At 73.0% G+C, this 20105-nt stretch carries 23 protein-coding genes; 4 read left to right on the top strand and 19 right to left on the bottom strand.

What is annotated here, in order from left to right:
* Nucleotides 1-64: 64 nt before the first annotated feature.
* From QOZ86_RS16600 to prfB, 11 genes are all read right to left on the bottom strand, one after another.
* The gene (locus tag QOZ86_RS16600) at nucleotides 65-1198 is read right to left on the bottom strand and encodes a magnesium and cobalt transport protein CorA (protein ID WP_284493082.1); all 1134 of its coding nucleotides are present in this window, start codon (nucleotides 1196-1198) and stop codon (nucleotides 65-67) included.
* A gap of 520 nt (nucleotides 1199-1718) precedes the next feature.
* Nucleotides 1719-2258: a carboxymuconolactone decarboxylase family protein gene (locus tag QOZ86_RS16595; RefSeq protein ID WP_284493081.1), complete on the bottom strand. Its 540-nt coding sequence runs from the start codon at nucleotides 2256-2258 to the stop codon at nucleotides 1719-1721.
* 7 nt (nucleotides 2259-2265) lie between these two features.
* The gene (locus tag QOZ86_RS16590; RefSeq protein ID WP_284493080.1) at nucleotides 2266-3144 is read right to left on the bottom strand and encodes an SCO6745 family protein; all 879 of its coding nucleotides are present in this window, start codon (nucleotides 3142-3144) and stop codon (nucleotides 2266-2268) included.
* A gap of 9 nt (nucleotides 3145-3153) precedes the next feature.
* Nucleotides 3154-4152 carry a GNAT family N-acetyltransferase gene (locus QOZ86_RS16585; protein ID WP_284493079.1) on the bottom strand — a complete coding sequence of 333 codons (999 nt, stop codon included), beginning with the start codon at nucleotides 4150-4152 and terminating at the stop codon, nucleotides 3154-3156.
* A 34-nt stretch (nucleotides 4153-4186) separates the two neighbouring features.
* Nucleotides 4187-4564: a VOC family protein gene (locus QOZ86_RS16580; protein WP_284493078.1), complete on the bottom strand. Its 378-nt coding sequence runs from the start codon at nucleotides 4562-4564 to the stop codon at nucleotides 4187-4189.
* Complete coding sequence (locus QOZ86_RS16575) at nucleotides 4564-5457, bottom strand: amidohydrolase family protein (protein WP_284493077.1); 894 nt, start codon at nucleotides 5455-5457, stop codon at nucleotides 4564-4566. The genes QOZ86_RS16580 and QOZ86_RS16575 overlap by 1 nt, the downstream gene beginning before the upstream one ends.
* On the bottom strand, nucleotides 5454-6377 hold the full coding sequence (locus tag QOZ86_RS16570) for an NADP-dependent oxidoreductase (protein ID WP_284493076.1): 924 nt from the start codon (nucleotides 6375-6377) through the stop codon (nucleotides 5454-5456). The genes QOZ86_RS16575 and QOZ86_RS16570 overlap by 4 nt, the downstream gene beginning before the upstream one ends.
* A complete protein-coding gene (gene smpB / locus QOZ86_RS16565) occupies nucleotides 6378-6854 on the bottom strand; it encodes an SsrA-binding protein SmpB (protein ID WP_284493075.1) in 477 nt (158 codons plus the stop codon). It abuts the gene before it with no gap.
* Between the two features lie 100 nt (nucleotides 6855-6954).
* Complete coding sequence (gene ftsX, locus QOZ86_RS16560) at nucleotides 6955-7839, bottom strand: permease-like cell division protein FtsX (RefSeq protein WP_284493074.1); 885 nt, start codon at nucleotides 7837-7839, stop codon at nucleotides 6955-6957.
* 47 nt (nucleotides 7840-7886) lie between these two features.
* Entirely contained in the window at nucleotides 7887-8576 is a 690-nt protein-coding gene (gene ftsE / locus QOZ86_RS16555; protein ID WP_284493073.1) for a cell division ATP-binding protein FtsE, read from the bottom strand.
* Nucleotides 8577-8733: 157 nt separating this feature from the next.
* A complete protein-coding gene (prfB, locus tag QOZ86_RS16550; protein WP_284493072.1) occupies nucleotides 8734-9846 on the bottom strand; it encodes a peptide chain release factor 2 in 1113 nt (370 codons plus the stop codon).
* A gap of 46 nt (nucleotides 9847-9892) precedes the next feature.
* Between prfB and QOZ86_RS16545 the strand changes: the two genes are divergently transcribed.
* On the top strand, nucleotides 9893-10180 hold the full coding sequence (locus tag QOZ86_RS16545) for a DUF6343 family protein (protein WP_284493071.1): 288 nt from the start codon (nucleotides 9893-9895) through the stop codon (nucleotides 10178-10180).
* Nucleotides 10181-10186: 6 nt separating this feature from the next.
* Here the strand turns inward: QOZ86_RS16545 and QOZ86_RS16540 are convergent, their stop codons facing one another.
* Both QOZ86_RS16540 and cutA read right to left on the bottom strand, forming a co-directional pair.
* Nucleotides 10187-12007, bottom strand: a complete 1821-nt coding sequence (locus tag QOZ86_RS16540; protein WP_284493070.1) for a putative bifunctional diguanylate cyclase/phosphodiesterase — start codon at nucleotides 12005-12007, stop codon at nucleotides 10187-10189.
* A 125-nt stretch (nucleotides 12008-12132) separates the two neighbouring features.
* On the bottom strand, nucleotides 12133-12459 hold the full coding sequence (gene cutA / locus QOZ86_RS16535) for a divalent-cation tolerance protein CutA (protein ID WP_284493069.1): 327 nt from the start codon (nucleotides 12457-12459) through the stop codon (nucleotides 12133-12135).
* Between the two features lie 72 nt (nucleotides 12460-12531).
* Here cutA and QOZ86_RS16530 point away from each other — a divergent pair, with 72 nt between their 5' ends.
* The gene (locus QOZ86_RS16530) at nucleotides 12532-12768 is read left to right on the top strand and encodes a hypothetical protein (RefSeq protein WP_284493068.1); all 237 of its coding nucleotides are present in this window, start codon (nucleotides 12532-12534) and stop codon (nucleotides 12766-12768) included.
* A gap of 56 nt (nucleotides 12769-12824) precedes the next feature.
* On the opposite strand, the gene QOZ86_RS16525 is transcribed toward QOZ86_RS16530, so the two are convergent.
* The 4 genes from QOZ86_RS16525 to QOZ86_RS16510 all read right to left on the bottom strand — a co-directional run bounded on the left by QOZ86_RS16525 (nucleotide 12825) and on the right by QOZ86_RS16510 (nucleotide 16395).
* Nucleotides 12825-13730, bottom strand: coding sequence for a lipase (locus tag QOZ86_RS16525; protein WP_284493067.1), 906 nt, complete (start codon nucleotides 13728-13730; stop codon nucleotides 12825-12827).
* Nucleotides 13731-13824: 94 nt separating this feature from the next.
* Nucleotides 13825-14496, bottom strand: coding sequence for a response regulator (locus QOZ86_RS16520; RefSeq protein WP_284493066.1), 672 nt, complete (start codon nucleotides 14494-14496; stop codon nucleotides 13825-13827).
* Nucleotides 14493-15629, bottom strand: coding sequence for a sensor histidine kinase (locus QOZ86_RS16515; RefSeq protein WP_284493065.1), 1137 nt, complete (start codon nucleotides 15627-15629; stop codon nucleotides 14493-14495). Before QOZ86_RS16515 ends, QOZ86_RS16520 begins: the two co-directional genes overlap by 4 nt.
* 49 nt (nucleotides 15630-15678) lie before the next feature.
* Nucleotides 15679-16395: a hypothetical protein gene (locus QOZ86_RS16510; RefSeq protein WP_284493064.1), complete on the bottom strand. Its 717-nt coding sequence runs from the start codon at nucleotides 16393-16395 to the stop codon at nucleotides 15679-15681.
* A 293-nt stretch (nucleotides 16396-16688) separates the two neighbouring features.
* On the opposite strand from QOZ86_RS16510, the gene QOZ86_RS16505 reads away from it, so the two are divergent.
* Together QOZ86_RS16505 and codB are read left to right on the top strand one after the other, a co-directional pair.
* Nucleotides 16689-17186: a nucleoside deaminase gene (locus QOZ86_RS16505; protein ID WP_284493063.1), complete on the top strand. Its 498-nt coding sequence runs from the start codon at nucleotides 16689-16691 to the stop codon at nucleotides 17184-17186.
* Entirely contained in the window at nucleotides 17183-18475 is a 1293-nt protein-coding gene (gene codB / locus QOZ86_RS16500) for a cytosine permease (RefSeq protein ID WP_284493062.1), read from the top strand. Before QOZ86_RS16505 ends, codB begins: the two co-directional genes overlap by 4 nt.
* Nucleotides 18476-18672: 197 nt before the next feature.
* On the opposite strand, the gene QOZ86_RS16495 is transcribed toward codB, so the two are convergent.
* Together QOZ86_RS16495 and QOZ86_RS16490 are read right to left on the bottom strand one after the other, a co-directional pair.
* Nucleotides 18673-19329, bottom strand: coding sequence for a hypothetical protein (locus tag QOZ86_RS16495; RefSeq protein WP_284493061.1), 657 nt, complete (start codon nucleotides 19327-19329; stop codon nucleotides 18673-18675).
* A gap of 264 nt (nucleotides 19330-19593) precedes the next feature.
* Nucleotides 19594-19902, bottom strand: a complete 309-nt coding sequence (locus QOZ86_RS16490) for a hypothetical protein (RefSeq protein WP_284493060.1) — start codon at nucleotides 19900-19902, stop codon at nucleotides 19594-19596.
* Nucleotides 19903-20105: the final 203 nt, after the last annotated feature.

Genomic DNA, 20105 nt, shown 5'->3' with positions numbered 1-20105 from the left:
CCGGTCTGTCTACCTGACGCCGGTGACAGAACCGTGCAGCGCACGGACCCCGGCGCCGGCGCGGTCAGATCCAGTCGCGGCGCTTGAAGACCAGGTACAGCGTCAGGCTGACCCCGAACATCAGCACCAGGGCGAACGGGTAGCCCCACCACTCGTCCAGCTCGGGCATGTGGTCGAAGTTCATGCCGTAGACGCCGCCCACCAGACTGGGCGCGAACAGGATGGCCGCCCAGGCGGAGATCTTCTTGACCTCCTCGCCCTGGGCGATGCTCGTCTCGGTCAGCTCCCGGATCTCCTCGTTCTGGCGCTGCGCGACCAGTGTCGCGTTCACGGTGAGGATGTCGCGCAGCTGCAGCCGGAACCCCTCCACCCGCTCGTTCACCTGCACCACGTGGTCGGCCACGTCGCGCAGGTAGCTGCGCAGCTCCTCATCCACGCCGTACTTGTCGAAGCCGGCGGTGATGGCGGCGAGGATGCCGGTCAGCGGCTGCGCGGCGCGCTGGAACTCCAGCACCTCCTGGGAGAGCTCGTAGATGCGCCGGGAGACCCCCGGGTCGCCACCGAAGACCTGGGTCTCGATCTCGTCGATGTCGTTGGCCAGCCCGTCGACCACCGGCCGGTACCCGTCGACGACCGCATCCAGCGTCGCGTAGAGCACAGCCTCGCTGCCCTTGGCCAGCAGCGCCGGGTCGCTCTCCAGCCGCCGGCGCACCCGGGAGAGGTCGGGCGACTCGCTGTGTCGGACGGTGATCGCGAAATCCGGCCCGAGGAACAGGTGCAGCTCGCCGAACTCGACTTCCTCCCGCGCGTCCACGTACCGCGCGGCCTTGAGGACGACGAACAGCGTGCTGCCGTAGCGCTCGAACTTCGGCCGCTGGTGGGCCTTGATCGCGTCCTCGACCGCCAGCTCGGGCAGGTCGAACAGCTCCGCCACCGATCCCAGGTCGCCGGGCTCGGGCCGGTAGAGCCCCAGCCACGCCAGCCGGCCCTCGCCCTCGGTCAGCTCCCGCCGGCTCTCCTCGGCCGATTCCGGGGTCGCCACCCGGCGGCCGTCGGAGTAGACGGCATTGTCGATGAGCGGGGAGGGCCGCTCGGGTGCCGGTTCGACCGGGCGGCGGGCAGGCGGGAACAGCTCCGCCCGCGGGCGGCGGGTGAGGGCGGAGAGGGCGGTCAACGGCGCGAGACGGCGCTCGGACATGACGGGCTCCCGGGGCGAGGGGACGGCGGTGGACACCGGAGCGGTCCTCGCACGCCTGAGCCGGGTCTCGGCCCCCTGGATGTCCCGCCGCGAGCATGTGAGCGGCGGAGGCAGGGGATCCTTCGTCAGGCCGTGAGGACCTCGGCATCGGTACTCGGAGGCTCGCTGCGCACCGCGTCCTCCTCCCGGTCCGGCCGCCACCTCGCGCCACGGCCGTCGTCCATGGTCCCACGCCCCCCGCCGTGCCCCGGACGTGTCGCCGCCCACACGGGTGAGGGCCGGGCGGGGACCTAGTACCCCGGCCGCCAACGTTCCCCCTGCCGATGCGGCGCGGGCAGCGGCCTTGGGGTGTCCCTGAGCGGCCCATTCAGGGACGACGGCCGCAACGGCCTTCCGGCAGCCGAACAGTGTGCGCGGACGGGCAGTTTCTGGATTGAGAACTGCCCGTCCGCGCACATCGTTCCGTCGGCGCCCTGTTTCTGAAGGCGTCTTGAGGGCGCACGTTGCCGGGCGTGGCCCTCTAGCCGGCGACCTCACCGGTGGGCGGCGGGATCTCGAGCGCGACGAGGAACCGCGACACCATGGCGTAGCCCGCGACGGTGGCCGTCAGCTCGACGACCTGCCGGTCGTCGAGGTGTTCGCGCACCGCGGCGAACACGGCGTCGGGAACGGCCACGGACCGGGTGGAGGCATCGGCGAACGCGAGGACGGCGGCCTGCATCGCGGACCAGGCGTCTCCGGCTGCGTCCGGCCGGCGCAGCAGCTCGAGCTGGACGTCGGTGAGACCGGCACGCCGGCCGATCGGCTCGTGAGCCGCCCACTCGAAGTCGGCGTCGTTCAGGACCGCCACCCGCAGGATGACCAGCTCCCGCAGGTCGCCGGGCAGCGTCGAGGAGCGCAGCGCGCCGAGGAGCGCGTTCCACCCCTCGGCCACGGGCGGGCTGTGCAGCAGCAGCCGGTCGAGTGCGCTGAGCCGCCCGCCGCGCCGAGCGCGCATGAGGTCGGCGACGGCGCCGTCCTCGGCGGCCAGCGGCAGACGCGGGGTGCCGTTGTCGGTCATCAGGAGGTCAGCGACCGAAGATGCCCTGGCCGAACGCGCCGTTGGCGGTCAGCAGGCGGGACAGCCCCTTGCCCAGCTCGACGACCCGCGCCGTCTTCTCCGCGCCCAGGGACAGCCACGGGTCGGCTGCCAGCGCGTCGGTCTGCATCTCGATCCGCGCGCGCAGTTCGGCGCCCTCCTCGGTGAGCCCGGCGTCGTCGAGCAGCCCGCGGTCGGCCAGCGCGGCACACGCTGCGTCCCACTCCTCGTCCTTCCAGCCGCGGGTCGCCTTGGCCGCGGCCACGGTGAACCCGCGGCCGGTGGCGCAGTGGGTGATCAGCGCCTCGATGCCGGTGAGCCCGGCGTGCACCAGGACGGCGACGTGCCCGTCGCCCCGGTGCTCGCGCAGCAGCGAGGCGCCGTGCCACACGGCCAGCAGCGGCTCCTCCGGCCACGGCAGGTCGGCGTGGCCGGCGTAGAGCGGGCGGCCCTCCGCGCTGAGACCGGCGCAGGCCTCGCGCAGCAGCCCGGCCAGCTCCGCGACCTCGGAAGAGGCGGCCGCCTCCTCGCCCAGCAGCCGGGTGAGCGACGCGCGGGCCGCGTCCAGGCGGGCGCTGAGCACCTGCTCCGGCGTGGCCAGCGTCCAGGCCCGCGGGATCATGTGCGCGACGAGCGAGGGCGCGAAGTTGTAGAACGTCGCGGTGACCACGCCCGCGCCCACGGCACCCATGGGAGCGGCGCGGCCGGCGAAGTACACCATCCGCCCGGGCCGGAGCCCGAGTGCGCCGAGGTACTGGTCCTGCTCCGGCGCGAAGTACAGCTGCGAGTGCAGCGGGTCGATCGCGCGGTGGGCGCGGCCGACGAGGGCGGGATCGAACGCGGGCTCGGGCTGATCGACGCTGACCATGGGCGCACCCTAGCCAGCGGTCGTGGGTGGCCGGAACAGCGACCACGACACCCGGGTGCGCACCGTCTGGAAACCGAGGCTCTCGTAGAGCCGCATCGCACCGGTGACGTTGTCGCTGTCGACGTCGAGAGCCGAGGTCCGGCAGTGGTCCGCGGCCGCGCGGCGCAGTGCGTCGAGGATGGTCGCCGCCGCGATCCCGCGACCGCGTGCGCCCGGCAGCACCCCGATCTGCCCGAGACCGACCTCCCGGTAGCCCCGTGCCGCGGTGTCGGACTCGAAGACGTAGGACAGCACGTAGCCCTGCACGACGCCGGCCTCGACGGCGAGGACGGAGAGGTCGGGCCGGAAGGCGCGCTGCCCGGTGAACAGCGCCCGCCACGCCGCCGGATCGCGCTCGCTGGAGCCGTGGTGCTGCGTGAACGCGGCGTTGTGCGCGCGCCGCACCTCGTCGTCGCGGTCCCAGCTGAACGGCACGAACTCCACGCCCGGCACCGGACGAGGTCCCGGCAGATCGCTCAGCTGCCGCTCCATGGTCCGGTACCAGCGCTCGGCGGACAGGCCGCGCCCCCGGACCAGCCGTTCCAGGGACGGCTGGCTGCCCATGATTCCGACCAGCAGGCGGGCCGGGGCCTCCGGATGCCGCGCCGCGTGGACCTCCGCCCCGCGCTCGAGCTGCCAGTCCAGCAACGCCCCACCGATGCCCCTGCCCCGCTGGTCGGGACGCACCCGCCCCTCGAGGTGGATGCGGAAGGCATCGCGGAAGGTGGCCGGGGCGGACACGTGCGCCACGCCGGCCAGCGCGCCGTCGGCGTCGTGGACCGCCAGCCCGTCACGGGCCGGGTCGATCTCCCGGCTGCTCCACTCCTCGGCGACGTCGTCGGCGTCCGGGAACTCCCCGGTGTCGTCGAGCGGCTCGGCGGCGACCAGCAGCTCGGCCACGGCCGGGATGTCGTCGGTGCGCAGCGGCCGGGCCACGAAGCCGTCGGGGACGGCGGGGAGAGCGGGCACGAGACGCGAGGCTAGAGGTCGCCCGCTGGAGGGGCTACCGGGTTTCGGGCACGTACAGGCAGAAGGGGTGACCGGCCGGGTCCAGGCACACCCGGACGTCGTCCTGCGGCTGGAAGTCGGCCACCGTGGCGCCGGCATCCACCGCCAGCTGCACCGCGGCGGCCAGGTCGTCCACCTCGATGTCCAGGTGCAGCTGCATGCGCGGGTCCCCGTCACCGGCCGGCCACACCGGGCGGACGTGACGCTCCTCCCGCTGGAACGACAGGCCGGCGCTGCCGTCCTGCGGCCGCAGCGTCGCCCACTCCGGGTCGTCGGTGCCGAGCGGCCAGCCGAGCAGCCGCTGGTAGAAGCGCGCCAGCCCCTGCGGATCGGGGGTGTCGAGCACGGTGCCGGTGAGCGCGAAGCGGGGCATCAGGCCTCCAGCCCGAACAGGCGGGCGCCGTTGTGCCAGAGGACGGCACGCAGCCAGTCCTCCCCCAGGTCCAGCCGGTGCAGCGCCTGCAGCTGGTGCGCGTAGGGGTACGGGATCGACGGGAAGTCGCTGCCCAGGACGATCTTCTCGCGCAGCGCCGCCAGCCGCGGCCGGTCGGCCGGGTCGAAGGGCATCAGCCGCTCGGTGAAGTCGGTCGCGAACATCGTCGTGTCCAGGTGCACCCGTTCGTACCGCTCGGCGAGGTCGAGGAACTCCCGGTACTCGGGCATGCCGAGGTGCGCGATCACGAGCTGGAGCCGCGGGTACCGCTCCAGCAGTCCTTCCATCGGCTCCGGTCCGGTGTGCTCGCCCGCCAGGGGCCCCGATCCGCAGTGGATGACCACCGGGGTGCCGGTCTCCTCAAGGCGCGCCCAGACGTCGTCCAGCAGGCCGTCGCGCGGATCGAACGCCCCCACCTGCACGTGCACCTTGAACACCCGGGCGCCGGCGCCGAGGGCCTCGGCGACGTAGTCGGCCACCCCCGGCTCCGGGAAGAACGTCGCCGACCGGAGCACGTGCGGGCGGCCGGCCGCGAACGCGTGCGACCACTCGTTCAGCCACGCGGCCATCCCGGCCTTGTGCGGGTACGGCAGCGTCGGGAACGCACGGACGCCGAGCCGGTCGAGGACGGCGAGCCGCTCCTCCTCCGGCAGCCGGTAGGTGACCGGCCAGTCCGCGCCGTAGTGGGTCCCGGCTGCCTCGAAGTACTGCCAGACCTTCGCCTGCACCCGCTCGGGCAGGAAGTGCACGTGCACGTCGACCAGCCCGGGCAGGCCCAGCTCCCGCCAGTACCGCGGGACGTCGGCGTCGTCGGCCGGCGGGTGGATGCTCACTGGACCGTGACGACGACCTTGCCGCGCACGTGCCCGCCGGCGACCAGCCGGTGGGCCGCCACCAGCTCCGCCAGCGGGAACGCCTTGGCGATCGGCACCCGCAGCTGGCCGGCGTCGGCCATGCGGGCCAGCTCTTCGAGGTCGGCGTGCTCGGGGCGGACGAAGACGTAGCGCCCGCCCATCTCGTTCACCGACGGGTCGACGACGGAGGCGATCCGCGACCGGTCGCGCACCTGTTCCGGGGCGTCGGCGAAGGTGTCGCCCCCGACGAGATCCAGGACGGCGTCGACCGGCTCGGCCAGCTGCCCGCTGATCGGGCCGGCGGAGTAGTCGAGGACCTCGGCGCACCCGGCGTCGGTGAGGAAACCGTGGTTGCGCGGGCTGGCGGTGCCGATGACCGTCGCGCCCAGTGCGACGGCGATCTGCACGGCGAAGAAACCGACCCCACCGGCGGCGCGGTGCACCAGCACCCGGTCGCCCTCGCCGACCTGCAGCGCCTCGGTGAGCGCCTGGTAGGCGGTGAGCCCGGCCAGCGGCAGCGCGCCGGCCTCGGCGAAGGAGAGCGACCCCGGCTTGTGCGCCAGGCAGCGCTGCGGGGCGGGCACCAGCTCGGCCGCCGTCCCCCACTGGACGTCGTCGCGGCGGACGTAGCCGAACACCTCGTCACCCGGCGCGAAGGCGACGACCGCGGGACCGACCGCCTCGACGACGCCGGCGACGTCCCAGCCCGGGACGATCGGGAAGTGGTGGGGATAGGCGCCGGCCAGCCCGCCCTGGCGGATGAGCATGTCGACCGGGTTCACCCCGGCGGCGTGCACCCGGACCAGCACCGTATCGGGGCCGACGGGCGGTTCCGCCAGGTCGTCGCGCAGGGAGAGGACGTCGTCGCCGCCGAACCGGTCGTAGGCCATCCCGCGCATCTACCGACGTCCCTTCACGTACCGCCCGAAGGCCTTCTGGATCTCCCGGCGCGAGTCGCGCTCGGCAAGGTCGTGCCGCTTGTCGTAGGACTTCTTGCCCTTGGCCAGGGCGAGGGTGGCCTTGACCTTGCCGTCCTTGAAGTACAGGTCGAGCGGGACGAGCGTGAGCCCGCCCTCCTTGGTCTTGCCCAGCAGCTTGTCGATCTCGCTGCGGTGCATGAGCACCTTCCGCTTGCGGCGCGGGGTGTGGTTGGTCCAGGTGCCCTGCACGTACTCGGGGATGTGCACGTGCTGCAGCCACACCTCGCCGTCGTCGATGGAGGCGAAGCCGTCCACCAGGGAGGCACGGCCGGCACGCAGGCTCTTCACCTCGGTGCCGGTGAGCACGAGACCCACCTCGTAGGTGTCGAGGATCGAGTAGTCGTGCCGCGCCTTCTTGTTCTGGGCGATGAGCTTGCGCCCGGTCTCACGCGGCATGGGTCCACCCTACGTCGAGGGGCGATCTTGCCGAATGCGACGAACTCGTGGCCATCGAGCGGGCGATGGCCACGAGTGCGTCGCACTCGCGCGTGGGGAGCTACAGCCGGACGTACAGCCGCAGCGTCACGTACGCGGCGATACCGGCCAGGGCGACGCCGACGCCGGAGACGACGACGCTGTTCCAGATGATCGCGTCCCACTCGACCGGCGGGATGATCCCGGCCTTGATGGGCCCGGCCAGGGTGCGGTCGATGAACAGCACCTTGGTGAGGATCAGACCGCCGGCGGCCAGCAGACCACCGATGAGACCGGCGATCGCCGCCTCGAGGATGAACGGCAGCTGGGTGTACCAGCGGGAGGCGCCGACCAGCCGCATGATGTTGGTCTCGTTGCGCCGGTTGAACGCCGCCAGCTGGATCGTGTTGGAGATCAGCAGCAGTGCCGCGAGCGCCTGCACGACGGCGACGGCGATCGTGGCGTTCCGGGCGCCGTTGAGCAGGCTGAACAGCCGGTCGAGGAACTGCCCCTCGTCCCGCACCTGGTCGACACCGGCCTCGCCGTTGGGGAACTCGGCCGCGATGATCTCGTAGCGCTCCGGGTTGACCAGCTCGACGCGGAAGCTCTCCGGCAGGGCGTCCGGCGGCGTGTTCTCCACCAGCTCGGGCTGCTGGCTGAACTGCTGCCGGAACCGCTCGTAGGCCTCCTCCCGCGATTCGTAGATGAAGCCCGCGACCTCCGGGGAGGCCTCCAGCTCCGACTGGATCGCCTGCCGCTGCTCGTCGGTGACGCCGTCGGCCAGGAAGATGGAGACCTGCACCTTGTCGTAGTAGATCTCCTTCATCTCGGAGATCATCCCGGCGATCAGCAGGCCGGTGCCCATGAGGCCGAGCGAGATGGCCGTCGTCAGGATCATCGCGACCGTCATGGTCAGGTTGCGACGAAGCCCGGTGGCCACCTCGGAGAGCACGAAGTTGACGCGCATGGATTCCCTGTCGTGGAGTGCGTGAGGAGTCGGTCAGCAGCAGACGGTCAGCGGCCCACGCCGTAGACCCCGCGCGACTGGTCGCGGGTGAGGACTCCCCCGTTGAGCTCGATGACGCGGCGGCGCATGGAGTCGACGATGTGGTAGTCGTGCGTCGCCATGATCACCGTGGTGCCGGTCCGGTTGATCCGCTCGAGCAGCAGCATGATGCCCTCGCTGGTCTCCGGGTCCAGGTTTCCGGTCGGCTCGTCGGCCAACAGCACCAGGGGCCGGTTCACGAACGCGCGGGCGATCGCCACCCGCTGCTGCTCACCGCCGGAGAGCTCGCCGGGCAGCCGGTTGGCCTTGCCCTCCAGCCCGACCATCTCCAGCACCTCCGGCACGACCCGCTTGATCGTCCGGTGCGGCTTGTTGATGACCTCGAGGGCGAAGGCGACGTTCTGGGCCACCGTGCGGTTGCGCAGCAGCCGGAAGTCCTGGAAGACGCAGCCCATGGTGCGGCGGAGCTTGGGCACCTGCCACTTGCTCATGGTGTTGAGCGCCTTGCCGTTCACCGAGACCGTGCCCGAGGTGGGGTCGTCCTCCTTCAGCAGCAGCCGCAGGAACGTCGACTTGCCCGAGCCGGAAGACCCGATGAGGAAGACGAACTCGCCCTTGTCGATCTCGGTGGACACGTCGTCGAGGGCCGGCCGGCCACTGGCCGGATAGAGCTTGGTGACGTGTTGCAATTCGATCACGAGGCGCCACGGTACTAGTCCCGGCTGTGCGTCAGGCCCGTTCGCCACGGAACGCTCCGGAGTCGTTCTCGCGGTGCATGCGGAAGAACCTCGGTGCCCCCCACGACTCGCAGGCCCGTCGCGGCCCCCTGCACCGGGGCCGGTGGGAAGACCGGCCTCAGGAGGAAGGGACGGCCTCCTGCTGACGGCGCCACCGGATGCCGGCTTCGATGAGGGCGTCGATCTCGCCGTCGAGCACCGCGGCGGTGTTGCCGGTCTCGTGCTCGGTGCGCAGGTCCTTCACCATCTGGTACGGGTGCAGGACGTAGGAGCGCATCTGGTTGCCCCAGCTGCTGCCCTCGCCCTTGAGCGCGTCCATCTCGGCCTTCTGCTCCTGCTGGCGGACGACGAGCAGGCGGGCCTGCAGCACCCGCAGGGCGGCCGCCCGGTTCTGGATCTGGCTCTTCTCGTTCTGGCAGGACACCACGATGCCGGTGGGGATGTGGGTCATCCGGACGGCGGAGTCGGTGGTGTTGACGCTCTGCCCACCGGGGCCGGAGGAGCGGAAGACGTCGACCCGGATCTCGTTCTCGGGGATCTCGACGTGGTCGGTCTGCTCCACGACCGGCAGCACCTCGACGCCGGCGAAGGAGGTCTGCCGGCGGCCCTGGTTGTCGAACGGCGAGATGCGGACCAGCCGGTGGGTGCCCTGCTCGACCGAGAGGGTGCCGTAGGCGTAGGGCACCTTGACCGTGAACGTGGCCGACTTGATGCCGGCCTCCTCCGCGTAGCTGACGTCGTAGACCTCGGTCGGGTACTTGTGCCGCTCGGCCCAGCGCAGGTACATGCGCATGAGCATCTCGGCGAAGTCGGCGGCGTCCACGCCACCGGCCTCCGAGCGGATGGTCACGAGCGCCTCGCGGGAGTCGTACTCACCGGAGAGCAGGGTGCGCACCTCGAGCTCGGCGATCACCTTCTGCAGGTTCTCCAGCTCCCGCTCGGCCTCGGCGGTCGTCGCCTCGTCGTTCTCCTCCGCGGCCATCTCGTGCAGCAGCCCGACGTCCTCGAGCCGGCCGCGCAGCTCCTCGACCCGGCGCAGGTCGCCCTGCATGTAGGAGAGCTTGGAGGTCAGCGCCTGGGCGGCCTCGACGTCGTCCCAGAGGTCGGGGGCGGCCGTCTGCAGCTCGAGCTCGGCCACCTCCCGGCGCATGCGGTCGACGTCGAGGACGGCCTCGATCGACCTCAAGGTCGTGTCGAGTTCGTCCAGGACGACGGAGAAGTCAGCGGCCACGTCTAGCCAGGGTAGTGCGCCCCGGGAAGGGGTAGGCATGCGTGGCATGAGCGAACCGCGACGACCCCGTTCCCGGGAGGACTACGCACGCGGCCTCCCCGACCACCACGACCCCACGGCCGGGCTGGGCGGCGCGCCACCGGCCCGGTCGGCGCTCACCCTGCGGCTGGTGCTGGCTGCGTTCGGTCTCGTCGTCTGCGTGGGCGGCGGATTCCTCTGGCTGGCCGCCGACGTGCCCGCCTGGCCGGCCGTCGTCCTGTTCGTCCTGGGCGCGATCGCCCTGGTCGACATCGTCGTCATCCTCCGGCGCAAGGCCCGCGGCGAACCCGGCTGAACCCGTTCAGCCGCTCCCGACCGCAGAACCGAGGCCGCGGGACAGCGACGCGGCATCGGTGAGCAGGGGCAGGGGGGCCGCTCCCCGGGTGCGCGCCGCCATCCACGCCGGGATGTCCTCGGCCGGCATGGGGCGGGCGATGTGGAAGCCCTGCGCGAAGGTACAACCCAGCGCCGTGGCCATCGCCAGCTGCTCTGCCGTCTCGACCCCTTCCGCGAGGCTGCGCATGCCGAAGGCGTCGGCCAGTCCGACGACGGCCTCGATGGCCGCGGCTGCCTGGCCGGCCCGGCCTGCGGCGCAGGTGACCAGGCTCCGGTCGATCTTCAAGAGACCGGCCGGCAGCGCGACCAGCTGGCTGATCGAGGAGAAGCCGGAGCCGAAGTCGTCGATGGACACCTCGACGCCGGTCACCCGCAGGCGGGCCAGCTGCGCCGCCGCGCTGACCGGGTCCTCTGCCACGCTGGTCTCGGTGAGCTCCACGACGAGGCGGTCGGGTGGCAGCCCGGAGGCCTCCAGCGCCGCCGCGACGTCGTCGGTGAGCGTGCCGGCGGAGAAGTGCTCGGCGCTGATGTTCACGTTCATCACCAGTGGCAGCCCCGCGGCGTCCCAGGCGACGGCCTGCCCGGTGGCGGTGCGCAGCACCCAGCAAGTCAGCTCTGCCATGAGGTCGTGCTGGGCGGCCAGCGGCACGAAGTCCGACGGCGGCAGCAGGCCGCGCTCGGGGTGCTGCCAGCGGACCAGCGCCTCCATCCCGGTGCAGGTCCCGGTCGACAGCTGCACGATCGGTTGGTAGTGGAGGACCAGCTGGTCGCCTGCGATGGCGTCGCGCAGCTCGGCAGCCAGCTGCATCCTCGTCTCGGCCGCGGACCGCAGGTCGGGGCTGAACACCCGCACGCGGCCGCGCCCGGCGGCCTTGGCGGCGTACATCGCCAGGTCTGCGTCGCGCACCAGTTCGGTGGACCGGACGCTGCGCCGGTTCCCGCCGTCGGTGCCGGCGATGCCGATGCTCGCCCCGAGGGTGAGACGGCGGCCGCCGAGCTCGAACGGCTCCACGAAGGCGGCCTGGCAGCGGGCCGCCAGCGCGGCCGCCCCGTCGGTGTCGCAGTTCCGGCAGAGGACGACGAACTCGTCGCCGCCCAGCCGGCCGACGGTGTCCTGGGCGCGGGTGGCCTCGAGCAGGCGGGCCGACATCTGGCGCAGCAGCTCGTCGCCGACCTCGTGCCCGAGGGAGTCGTTGACGTCCTTGAAGCCGTCGACGTCCAGGAACAGCACCGACACGGCGGGGTGGTCCGGGCGGTGCAGCTCGCGGTTGATGAGCTCGTGCAGGTGCGCCCGGTTGGGCAGCTCGGTGAGGTGGTCGTGCCGCGCCTGCCAGGAGGAGGCGCGCTCGGCGAGCACCCGCGCGGTGACGTCGGTGTGCGTCACCACGACGTGCCCGGCGCCCCCCACCCGCGTGCCCTGCACGTGGAACCAGAGCCGCCCGGTGCCGGACAGACCGGGCATCGAGCGGTCGATCGACATCTCCGAGCGCTCGCCGGCCATCAGCTCGCGCAGCTCGGCGACGAGCGTGCGGCCGTCCGGGTCGTCCGCCAGGCCCACTGCCTCGGTGAAGTAGTCGGCGCCCGGCCGGATGGACAGCCCGTGCTTGCGACCGTCGTTCACCCAGGCGGAATTGACCAGCACGATCACGCCCCGCGGATCGAGCACGACGGTGGGCGAGGGCAGCGCGTCGACGACGGCGGCGATCAGTGCGGCGTCCCGGCCCTGGGCAGCCCCTAAGTCCCGCCCGTCGAACGGCAGCTCGGCCCGTCCCTGTCTTCCGTGCACGTGTCCCCCGTCGGCTCGTGACGTCTCCCCGTGGAGTCTCTCGTCCCCATCGGCACGGGGAACGGGAGACACAGTCTGCTGACGCGCGCTGTGCCCGTTAAGGATGAGGGTGGCGCGCTCCGGTGTCAGCCGGCCCTGGTCTCCGCCACGATCCAGGCCAGGTAGTCGGGGTTGCCGCCGACCAGCGGAAGCGCGATGACGCAGGGCACCTCGTACGGGTGGAGCTCCTTGGTGCGAGCCACGACCGCCGGGACCAGCGAGCGGCGGGTGTGCAGGGCGACCCGCGCCTCGGTCTCGTCGTGCACCGCGCCGTCCCACCGGTAGACCGACCGGATCGGCGTCACGTGGTGGCCGCAGGCGACCAGCCGCTCCTCGACCAGCGTGCGGGTGAACCCGGCCAGCCAGTCCCCGTCGGCGGCGGTCACGACGACCTCGCAGAACTCCTCGTCCATGGGTCGATCCTTCCCCGACCGATCACCGATCTCTTGCGTGGAACCGACCGTCCTGCGGGTAGGGGGGCGGGCATGAGCGACGAGATGACGATCCAGCTGGACAGCGAGGAGTACGTGGTTCGCCCGGACGGGAAGGGCCTGCAGGTGGGCCGCCGGGTGGGCGGCGACGTGACCTGGCTGGAGACGGTCGACGGAGACCTGCTGCCAGACCCGGCGCGCGAGGCGCTCGGCCGCGGGGACACCTCCGACGAAGCGCTGCTCCGGGCGGTACGCGGCATCGTCCAGGCGGAGGTCGAGCGCGGCGGCTGACGGTCGGCCGGGGTCCCGCGGCGGTCTCCCCGCCACGGCCCCCGGCCACGGCCGGGTCAGCGGCGGGCGACGACATAGGGCCCCAGCGGCGGCTCGTCCGGCGTCTTGGCGGCGTCGCCCTCGCTGTTGCCTGCGTAGCGCACCATCCCGGTGAAGTCGGGCAGGAACGTCGCCCGGTCGACCCCGGGCTGGGTGGTCCGGAGGCAGGTGGCCAGCGGGATCCGCTCCCGCACCGCGGGGCCGTCGTGGGCGAGGGCGTCGGTGACGATCGCGTAGCCGACCGGGTCGTAGCTACCGATGGCGAAGTGGTCGGCGGTGTTGGTCGGGCAGACCTCCTGCAGCGCGATGTTCGCGATCCGGCCCTGCCCGGTGCGCAGCGCGGAGCTCGCGTTCGGCGGCGTGTTCGGGACGACGATCTCGTCGGTGGCCGTGTACGCGACCGTGTAGTCGATGCCGGCGAACGTCTCGGTGCCGCTGTTGAGCGCGGCCATAAACGCCGACTGCGACGCCTGCTGGTGGTTGGCGGGGGTGCACTCCCGCTGGCACGCCGCGTCGGCGACGACGGTGCCGTGGTTGGACGGGCTCAGGCCGATCACGTCCACGTACTCCGCCGCGATCTGGATGTCGCCGGTCGCGTCGGAGGGCAGGGTGACCGCGCACCACCGCAGGCCCAGCTGGTCGAACGCCCGCATGTAGGTCCGCCCGAAGTTGACCTCCGGCGTGAGGGTCGTACCCGGCACGAGCAGGACCGGGTCCTGAGCCGACCGCCGCAGCGGTCCGTTGCAGGACAGGCCGGCGTCCAGCTGCGCCTTCGGGACGCCGAGCCGGGGGCCCTGCTGGTCCAGCGGAGCGAACTCCCCGGCCGCGGCGGGCGGCGGGGTCGCCGCCGCCGTCCCGCTGCCGAGCAGGACCACCACGGCGGCAGCCACCGCCGCCGCCAGACACGACCGACCGCTGCGCACGCCGGACTCCCGCCGTCCCGGGCACGCCTCGTCGCGCGCTCCGGTCGGTCCAACGAGCCGGAGGCCGGGTGGTTGCGCGGGCACGGTCCGTCGGTCAGCCGGGGAGTGCCTCGCCGGTCCGGAGCAGGCCGCTCTCGTAGGCGAAGATCACCGCCTGCACGCGGTCGCGCAGCCCGAGCTTGGTGAGGACGTTGCTCACGTGCGTCTTCGCCGTGGCGTCGCTGACGACGAGGTCGCGGGCGATCTCCGCGTTCGCCCGGCCGCGGCCGAGGAGCCGCAGCACCTCGACCTCGCGCGGACTGAGCACGGCCAGCCGGTCGGCCAGCCGGGGGTCGGCCCTGGGGGCCGTCCCGAACGCCTCGATCACCCGGCGGGTGACCGACGGCGCGAGGACCGCCTCGCCTGCGGCGATCGTCCGGACCGCGGAGAGCAGTTCCTCGGCCGTGGCGTCCTTGAGCAGGAAGCCGCTCGCGCCGGCGCGCAGGGCGTCGAACACGTACTCGTCCAGGTCGAAGGTGGTCAGCACCAGCACCCGTGTCCGGGATCCACCGGTCACCAGCCGGCGGGTGGCCGCCAGCCCGTCCAGCACCGGCATGCGGATGTCCATGAGCACCACGTCCGGCTCGAGGCGGCGGATGCAGGCGAGCGCCTCCTCGCCGTCCCGGGCGTCTCCCACGACGGCGACGCCGTCCTCCCCTTCGAGCAGCGAACGCAGCCCGGCCCGCACCATCGGCTGGTCGTCGGCGACCACCACCCGCACGGTCATGCCGCGGCACCTTCCCGGAACGGCAGGCGGGCCCGGACGGCGAACCCACCGCCGGGCTGGGGCCCCACCTCCAGCACCCCGCCGTAGAGCGCCACCCGCTCCCGCATCCCGACCAGCCCCAGACCGCCGCCGTCCGAGAGGCCGGCCCCGGTACCGCCGGTGTCCACCACCTCCACGTCCAGCTCTGCGTCCCGGTATCGCAGGCACACCGTCACGCGGCTCCCGGTCGCGTGCCGCCGCACGTTGGTCAGCCCCTCCTGCACGACCCGGTAGGCCACCAGGCCCACGCCCGGGGGCAGTGGAACGGGCTGCCCCTCGATGACGACGTCCACCGGTGCGCCGGCCGCGCGGGTGTCGGCGACGAGCCGGTCGAGCTGGTCCAGCCCCGGCTGGGGCGCCAGCGCCGGTCGCTCGCCGTCGGCGCGGAGGACGCCGAACAACCGGCGCATTTCCGCCATGGCCTGCCGGGCCGTCACCTCGACGGCGCGCAGGTCGTCGATCTCCCGGCCCAGCGCCGGGTCGAGCCGGCGGCGGACGGCCTGGGTCTGGACGGCGATCACGCTGATCGAGTGGGCGACGACGTCGTGCAGCTCGCGGGCGATGCGGGCCCGTTCCGCGGCGACGGCCCGCGCGGCGTCCTCCTCCCGGGTGCGCTCGGCCCGGTCGGCGCGCTCCGCCGCCTCGAGCGACCGGCGCGTCCGGTCGCGCACCGCCTGGCCCACGACCCAGCTGCCGCCGTAGAGCACGGTCACCGCGACGAAGTCGCTGACCTCGCCGCCGGTGACCGCGAAGGCGATGCAGAACGGGACGACGGCCAGGGCGAGCCCCACCCAGGCACGCGGCGGGTCGAGCTCCGTCCCGGCGGTGAAGGAGACGATGACCAGGGCCGCGAAGACGGCGAACTGGCCGTCGGCGTCGATCACCATCATCCCGGCCACGACGAAGGCCAGCACCGCCAGCGGGAACCGCCGCCGCCAGGCCACCGCCCCCATCACGACGACGGTCAGCAGGGCGTGCAGCCAGGCCGGCCGGTCCAGCGGCGTCGTCGCCGCTTCGACCAGACCCAGTGCGACGAGCGCACCGGCCACCAGCGCATCGACGATGGCCGGCCGCCCGGCCAGTCCCCGGACCATGGTCACGGAACGTAGTCCCGGCGGCGGGCGCACGGGCGGTCCGCCGTCGTCAGGAGCCGGCCGGGGTGCCCACGGAGCCGGGCGCCCCGCGGAGCCCCCGGCTGCGGGCGAGCGCCACCGACAGCACCGTGAAGCCCACCGTCATGATCAGCGCACCGGGGACGTTGGCGCCCACGACGAAGAACCCGCCTCCGATGCCGGCGACCACCGCCACCGGCGCCCACCAGGGCACGAGCCCGCCGCGCCAAGCGGCCAGGGCCGCGACCGGCAGGCAGAGCAGGAAGCCGGCGACGCCGCTGATCTGCATGACCTGCAACGCCCACATGCCGCTCATCGCCTCCTCGACCGCCACGTTGCCCTCGACGCCGAAGGCCTGGCCGATGCCGGAGTCGTAGAAGTCGGCGAGCAGGAAGCCGGGCAGCGAGGTGGCCCCCAGGAAGGCCAGCAGCACCGCGACGTTGGCCAGCCAGGCGCCGCGGCCCCGGACCGACCAGGCCAGCAACAACGCCGCCACGCCCCAGAACGCGTAGGAGAAGTGGTAGCTCAGCGACTTGAACTGCAGGGCCTCGGGGTTGTCCGCATACAGCCGGTAAAGCTGCCGGCCGTCGAGGTCCACCGCCGGGTCGGCGGCCGCGCCGGCGACCGCGAGCATGCCCGCGAGCACCGGGGCCACGACCAGGAACCAGCGTCGGGCGGTGCGGGCCGCACGACCGGGCGCAGCGCCCTCGTCGGCGGGGATGGGCGCGGTGATCGGGCTGTCGAGCACGGGAACCTCCGGGGCCGGGGACGGGCCTGAACGGTCCCGCGCCCGCCCGTCCGGGCACATCGGCCGAGCCGCCGATCCCCGCCTCCGCCGCGCGGCCGATCCCCGGCCGCCCGCGCCGACGTACGAGCGACACCGGTACCCCGAGGCGCCGGTGACCGGTCTCCGACGTCGTCCTGGGACCTCAGGTGGGCGCGGACTGCGACCCGTAACACGGCCGTGACCACACGGAGATGGACAGGCGGCAGCGTGAACGCCAAGGTCGGCGCAGACACCGGCCCGGACCTGGAGACGCGATGACGACCCCGCTCGATGAACAGACCGCACGCAGCTGGCTGGCCGTGGCGGTGGGGGAAGCCCGTGCCGGGCTCGCCGAGGGAGGCATCCCCATCGGGGCCGCCCTCATCGGCCGCGACGGCACCGTGCTGGGTCGCGGGCACAACCGCCGGGTGCAGCACGACGACCCGTCGGTGCACGGGGAGACCGACGCCTTCCGCAACGCCGGGCGGCAGCCCTCCTACCGGGGTACGACGATGGTCACGACCCTCTCGCCCTGCTGGTACTGCAGCGGCCTGGTGCGCCAGTTCGGCATCACCCGGCTCGTCGTCGGGGAGGCCACCACCTTCTCCGGCGGGCACGAGTGGCTGGCCGAGCACGGCGTCGAGGTGCTGGTGCTCGACGATCCCGAGTGCGTGCAGCTGATGACCGACTTCGTCGCCGCGAACCCGGCGCTGTGGAACGAGGACATCGGCGAGGACGAGCTGCCCGCCGGTGCCGGTCAGGAGATCCGATGAGCACCGTCCGTACCGACGACGCCCCGGCCGCCGTCGACCCCGACTACCCGATCGACCCCGTCCCCCAGCACGCCCGCCGGTCGCTGTTCTCGCTGGCGATCGTGCTGCTCGGCTTCACCTTCTTCACCCCGACCATGCTCGCCGGCGCCCAGATCGGCGCCGCCTTCGACGTCAGCTCGCTGATCTGGGTGCTGCTGCTCGGCAGCGCCGTCCTCGGCGTCTACGTCGCCGTCATCGGCGGCATCGGTGCCCGCACCGGCCTGACCACGGTGATGATGTGCCGGTACACGCTGGGCCGGCGGGGGGCCAAGCTCGCCTCGCTGCTGCTGGGCGGTACGCAGGTCGGCTGGTACGGCGTCACCGTCGCGACCCTCGCCGGGCTCACCGCGAGCGCCCTGGAGTGGGACGGCCGCGCCGCCGAGATCGCGCTCATGATCGCCGGGGGTGCCCTGATGGGCGTCACCGCGTACTACGGCTACAAGGGCATGTACGCCCTGTCGGTGGTCTCCGTGCCGCTGATGCTGGTGCTGGCCGGCTGGGTCACCTGGCGCTCGCTGGACGAGGTCGGCGGCTGGAGCGGGCTGACCGCCCTCGAGCCGGCCGCCACCATGCCGGTGGCCACCGCGATCACCATCGTCGTCGGCACGTTCGCCTCCGGCGGCACCCAGGCACCGAACTGGACCAGGTTCGCCCGCACCCCCATCAGCGGCTTCTGGGCCTGCCTGGTCGCCTTCCTTATCGGCGAGCTGCTGATGCTGGGCTTCGGCGCCATCGGGGCCCTGTCCTTCGGCGAGGGCGACTTCGTCCTGGTGCTGTACCAGCTGGGCCTGGTCGGCTGGGGGCTGGTCTTCCTCGTCGCCAACCTCTGGACGACGAACGACAACACCGCCTACAACTTCGGGGTCGCCGGCGCCGAGATCGCCAACTCGCGGTCGAAGAAGCCGTTCGTGATCGGCGGCGTGGTCATCGGGACGCTGCTGGCGATCACGGGCATCTACGAGAACCTCATCCAGTACCTGGTGTGGCTGGGCATCCTCATCCCGCCGCTGGGCGGCGTGGTCATCGGTGACTTCCTGGCGCGCTGGCGGCGCGGGATGCCGGAGAGCGCGGCGCTCCCGGACGTCGAGTGGCGCAACATCGCCGTCTACGTGGTGGCCGCGCTCGCCGCCTGGTGGAGCAGCGAGGCCGGCTGGTTCATCCCGCCAGTGGTCGGCGTCATCGTCGCCGTCGTCGGCGTGCTGCTCGTCCAACGCGGACGGCGTCCGGCGGACGAGCCCGTGCCTGCCTGACCGCCCGTGCGGTCGGCGCCGGCCTGGCGCAGATCGGCCAGGCGCGCCCGGGGTCTCCGGCCGGCTGGTCGACATCACCTGGGGGTGCTCGGCGTGGGGCCGCGTAGTCGGCAGCGTGCTGCTGGTCTTCGCCGTCGCCGGCTTCCTCGACGCCTGCCTGCTCCCCGTCTCTCGCTCACCGGCGCGTTCCCCGCTGCTCAGCCCGGCATCGTGTGCGGTGGCTGGAGCTCGTCTTCCCATCTGGCCATCGCAGCGACGATGCCGGCGACGAAGGGAGCGATGCCGAGCAAGCCCGTCCACACCATCGCCCCCACCACAGCAAGGGGGTGGAAGTCCGGTGCAAGGAGAAGCGACCCGCCGAGCGCGAACAGCGGCAGCGTGACCACACCGGTAGCGAGGGCCGCGGCGAGGCGTGTGCGGCGGCTCCGCCGCGCCACGAGGGCCATGGCGAGCACGGCCGGCACGGGCGTGAACAGCCAGTGGAAGATCGGGATGGCGGCGCCGAACGGGACCGTCGAGAGCGCAGCGGAGTAGAGGGCGTTCCACGCCAGCGCACCGGCAGACACGACCAAGAGGAGCCACAGCCCGAGCGCGGCCGGCTCAGCCGCCCGCAGATCACTCGTCCTGAGCACGAGCACGACGGCGACCGCGACACACGCAATCGCAGAACCCGCCAGCAGCGTCAACAGCGGGACCGGCGCGGCCGGGAAGATGTCGAGGTCCGTCTCCGACTCGTATTCGGGTCGTGGCCAGCCGAGGACGCCGATGAGCGCCATGGCGACGGTCAGCACAATGATCGAGCGCGTCGTCGCACGTGGCAGTCGCGTGTCCGTGTGCTCATGCTGAGACGTCACGCGGGGACTGTTGCACGACTCCGGGTCGACGGCGCCGATCGCGGCTCTTCGATCGTGAGGGGAAACGCCTCCCAGCAGGCGGTGGCCCGGCGATTGCGCCGGCTGCAGGCCGACCCGAGCCCGGCGACGCCGGTGGTTCAGCTTGCGGAAGCGTAGCCGGGCGGTTGCGCGGGCGTGCCCGGCCGGGCACATCGGCGGAGCCGCCGATTCCCGCCTCCACCGCGCGGCCGATCCGCGCTCGGCCGGTCCCCCGGCCGACCGCGGTCAGTCGCGGTCCTTGTCCTTCCCCCGGTCCTTGTCGTCCTTGCCCTTGCCCCGGTTCTCGTCGGCGTCCCGGTCACCGCGGTCGTCGTCCCGGTCGTCCTCGTCGTCCCGGTCGTCCCGCTCGTCCCGGTCCTCGCGGTCGTCCCGGTCGTCGTGGGGCGCAGGTGGCGGAGCAGCTGGCGGAGCCGGGGGCGGAGCATCCGGAGGAGCCGGCAGCGGAGCAGCCGGAGGAGCCGGCAGCGGGGGCGGAACGGGGTGCGGAGCCGGTGCGGTCGGTCCCGGGCGGGGCACCGGTGCGGGCCGGGCCACGGGGGCGCCCGGCACCCGGGAGGGCGGCTGGGCGCCCGCGCCGGTCCCGCTCCCCGGGTGGTCCGAGCGCCCCCGGCGACGGGCACGTCCCGGTCGTTGTGGACCGTGACGCCGGTCTGGTCGACGCAGACGTGCAGCGGGAAGCGCGCGGTAACCGGTACGCGGCCGGGGTCGGCGGCGCAGGGCCCGGGCGCAGCAGCCGA

Source organism: Blastococcus capsensis (assembly GCF_030165005.1).
Classification (GTDB): Bacteria; Actinomycetota; Actinomycetes; order Mycobacteriales; family Geodermatophilaceae; genus Blastococcus; species Blastococcus capsensis.
This window is presented reverse-complemented; position numbering and strand designations above follow the sequence as displayed.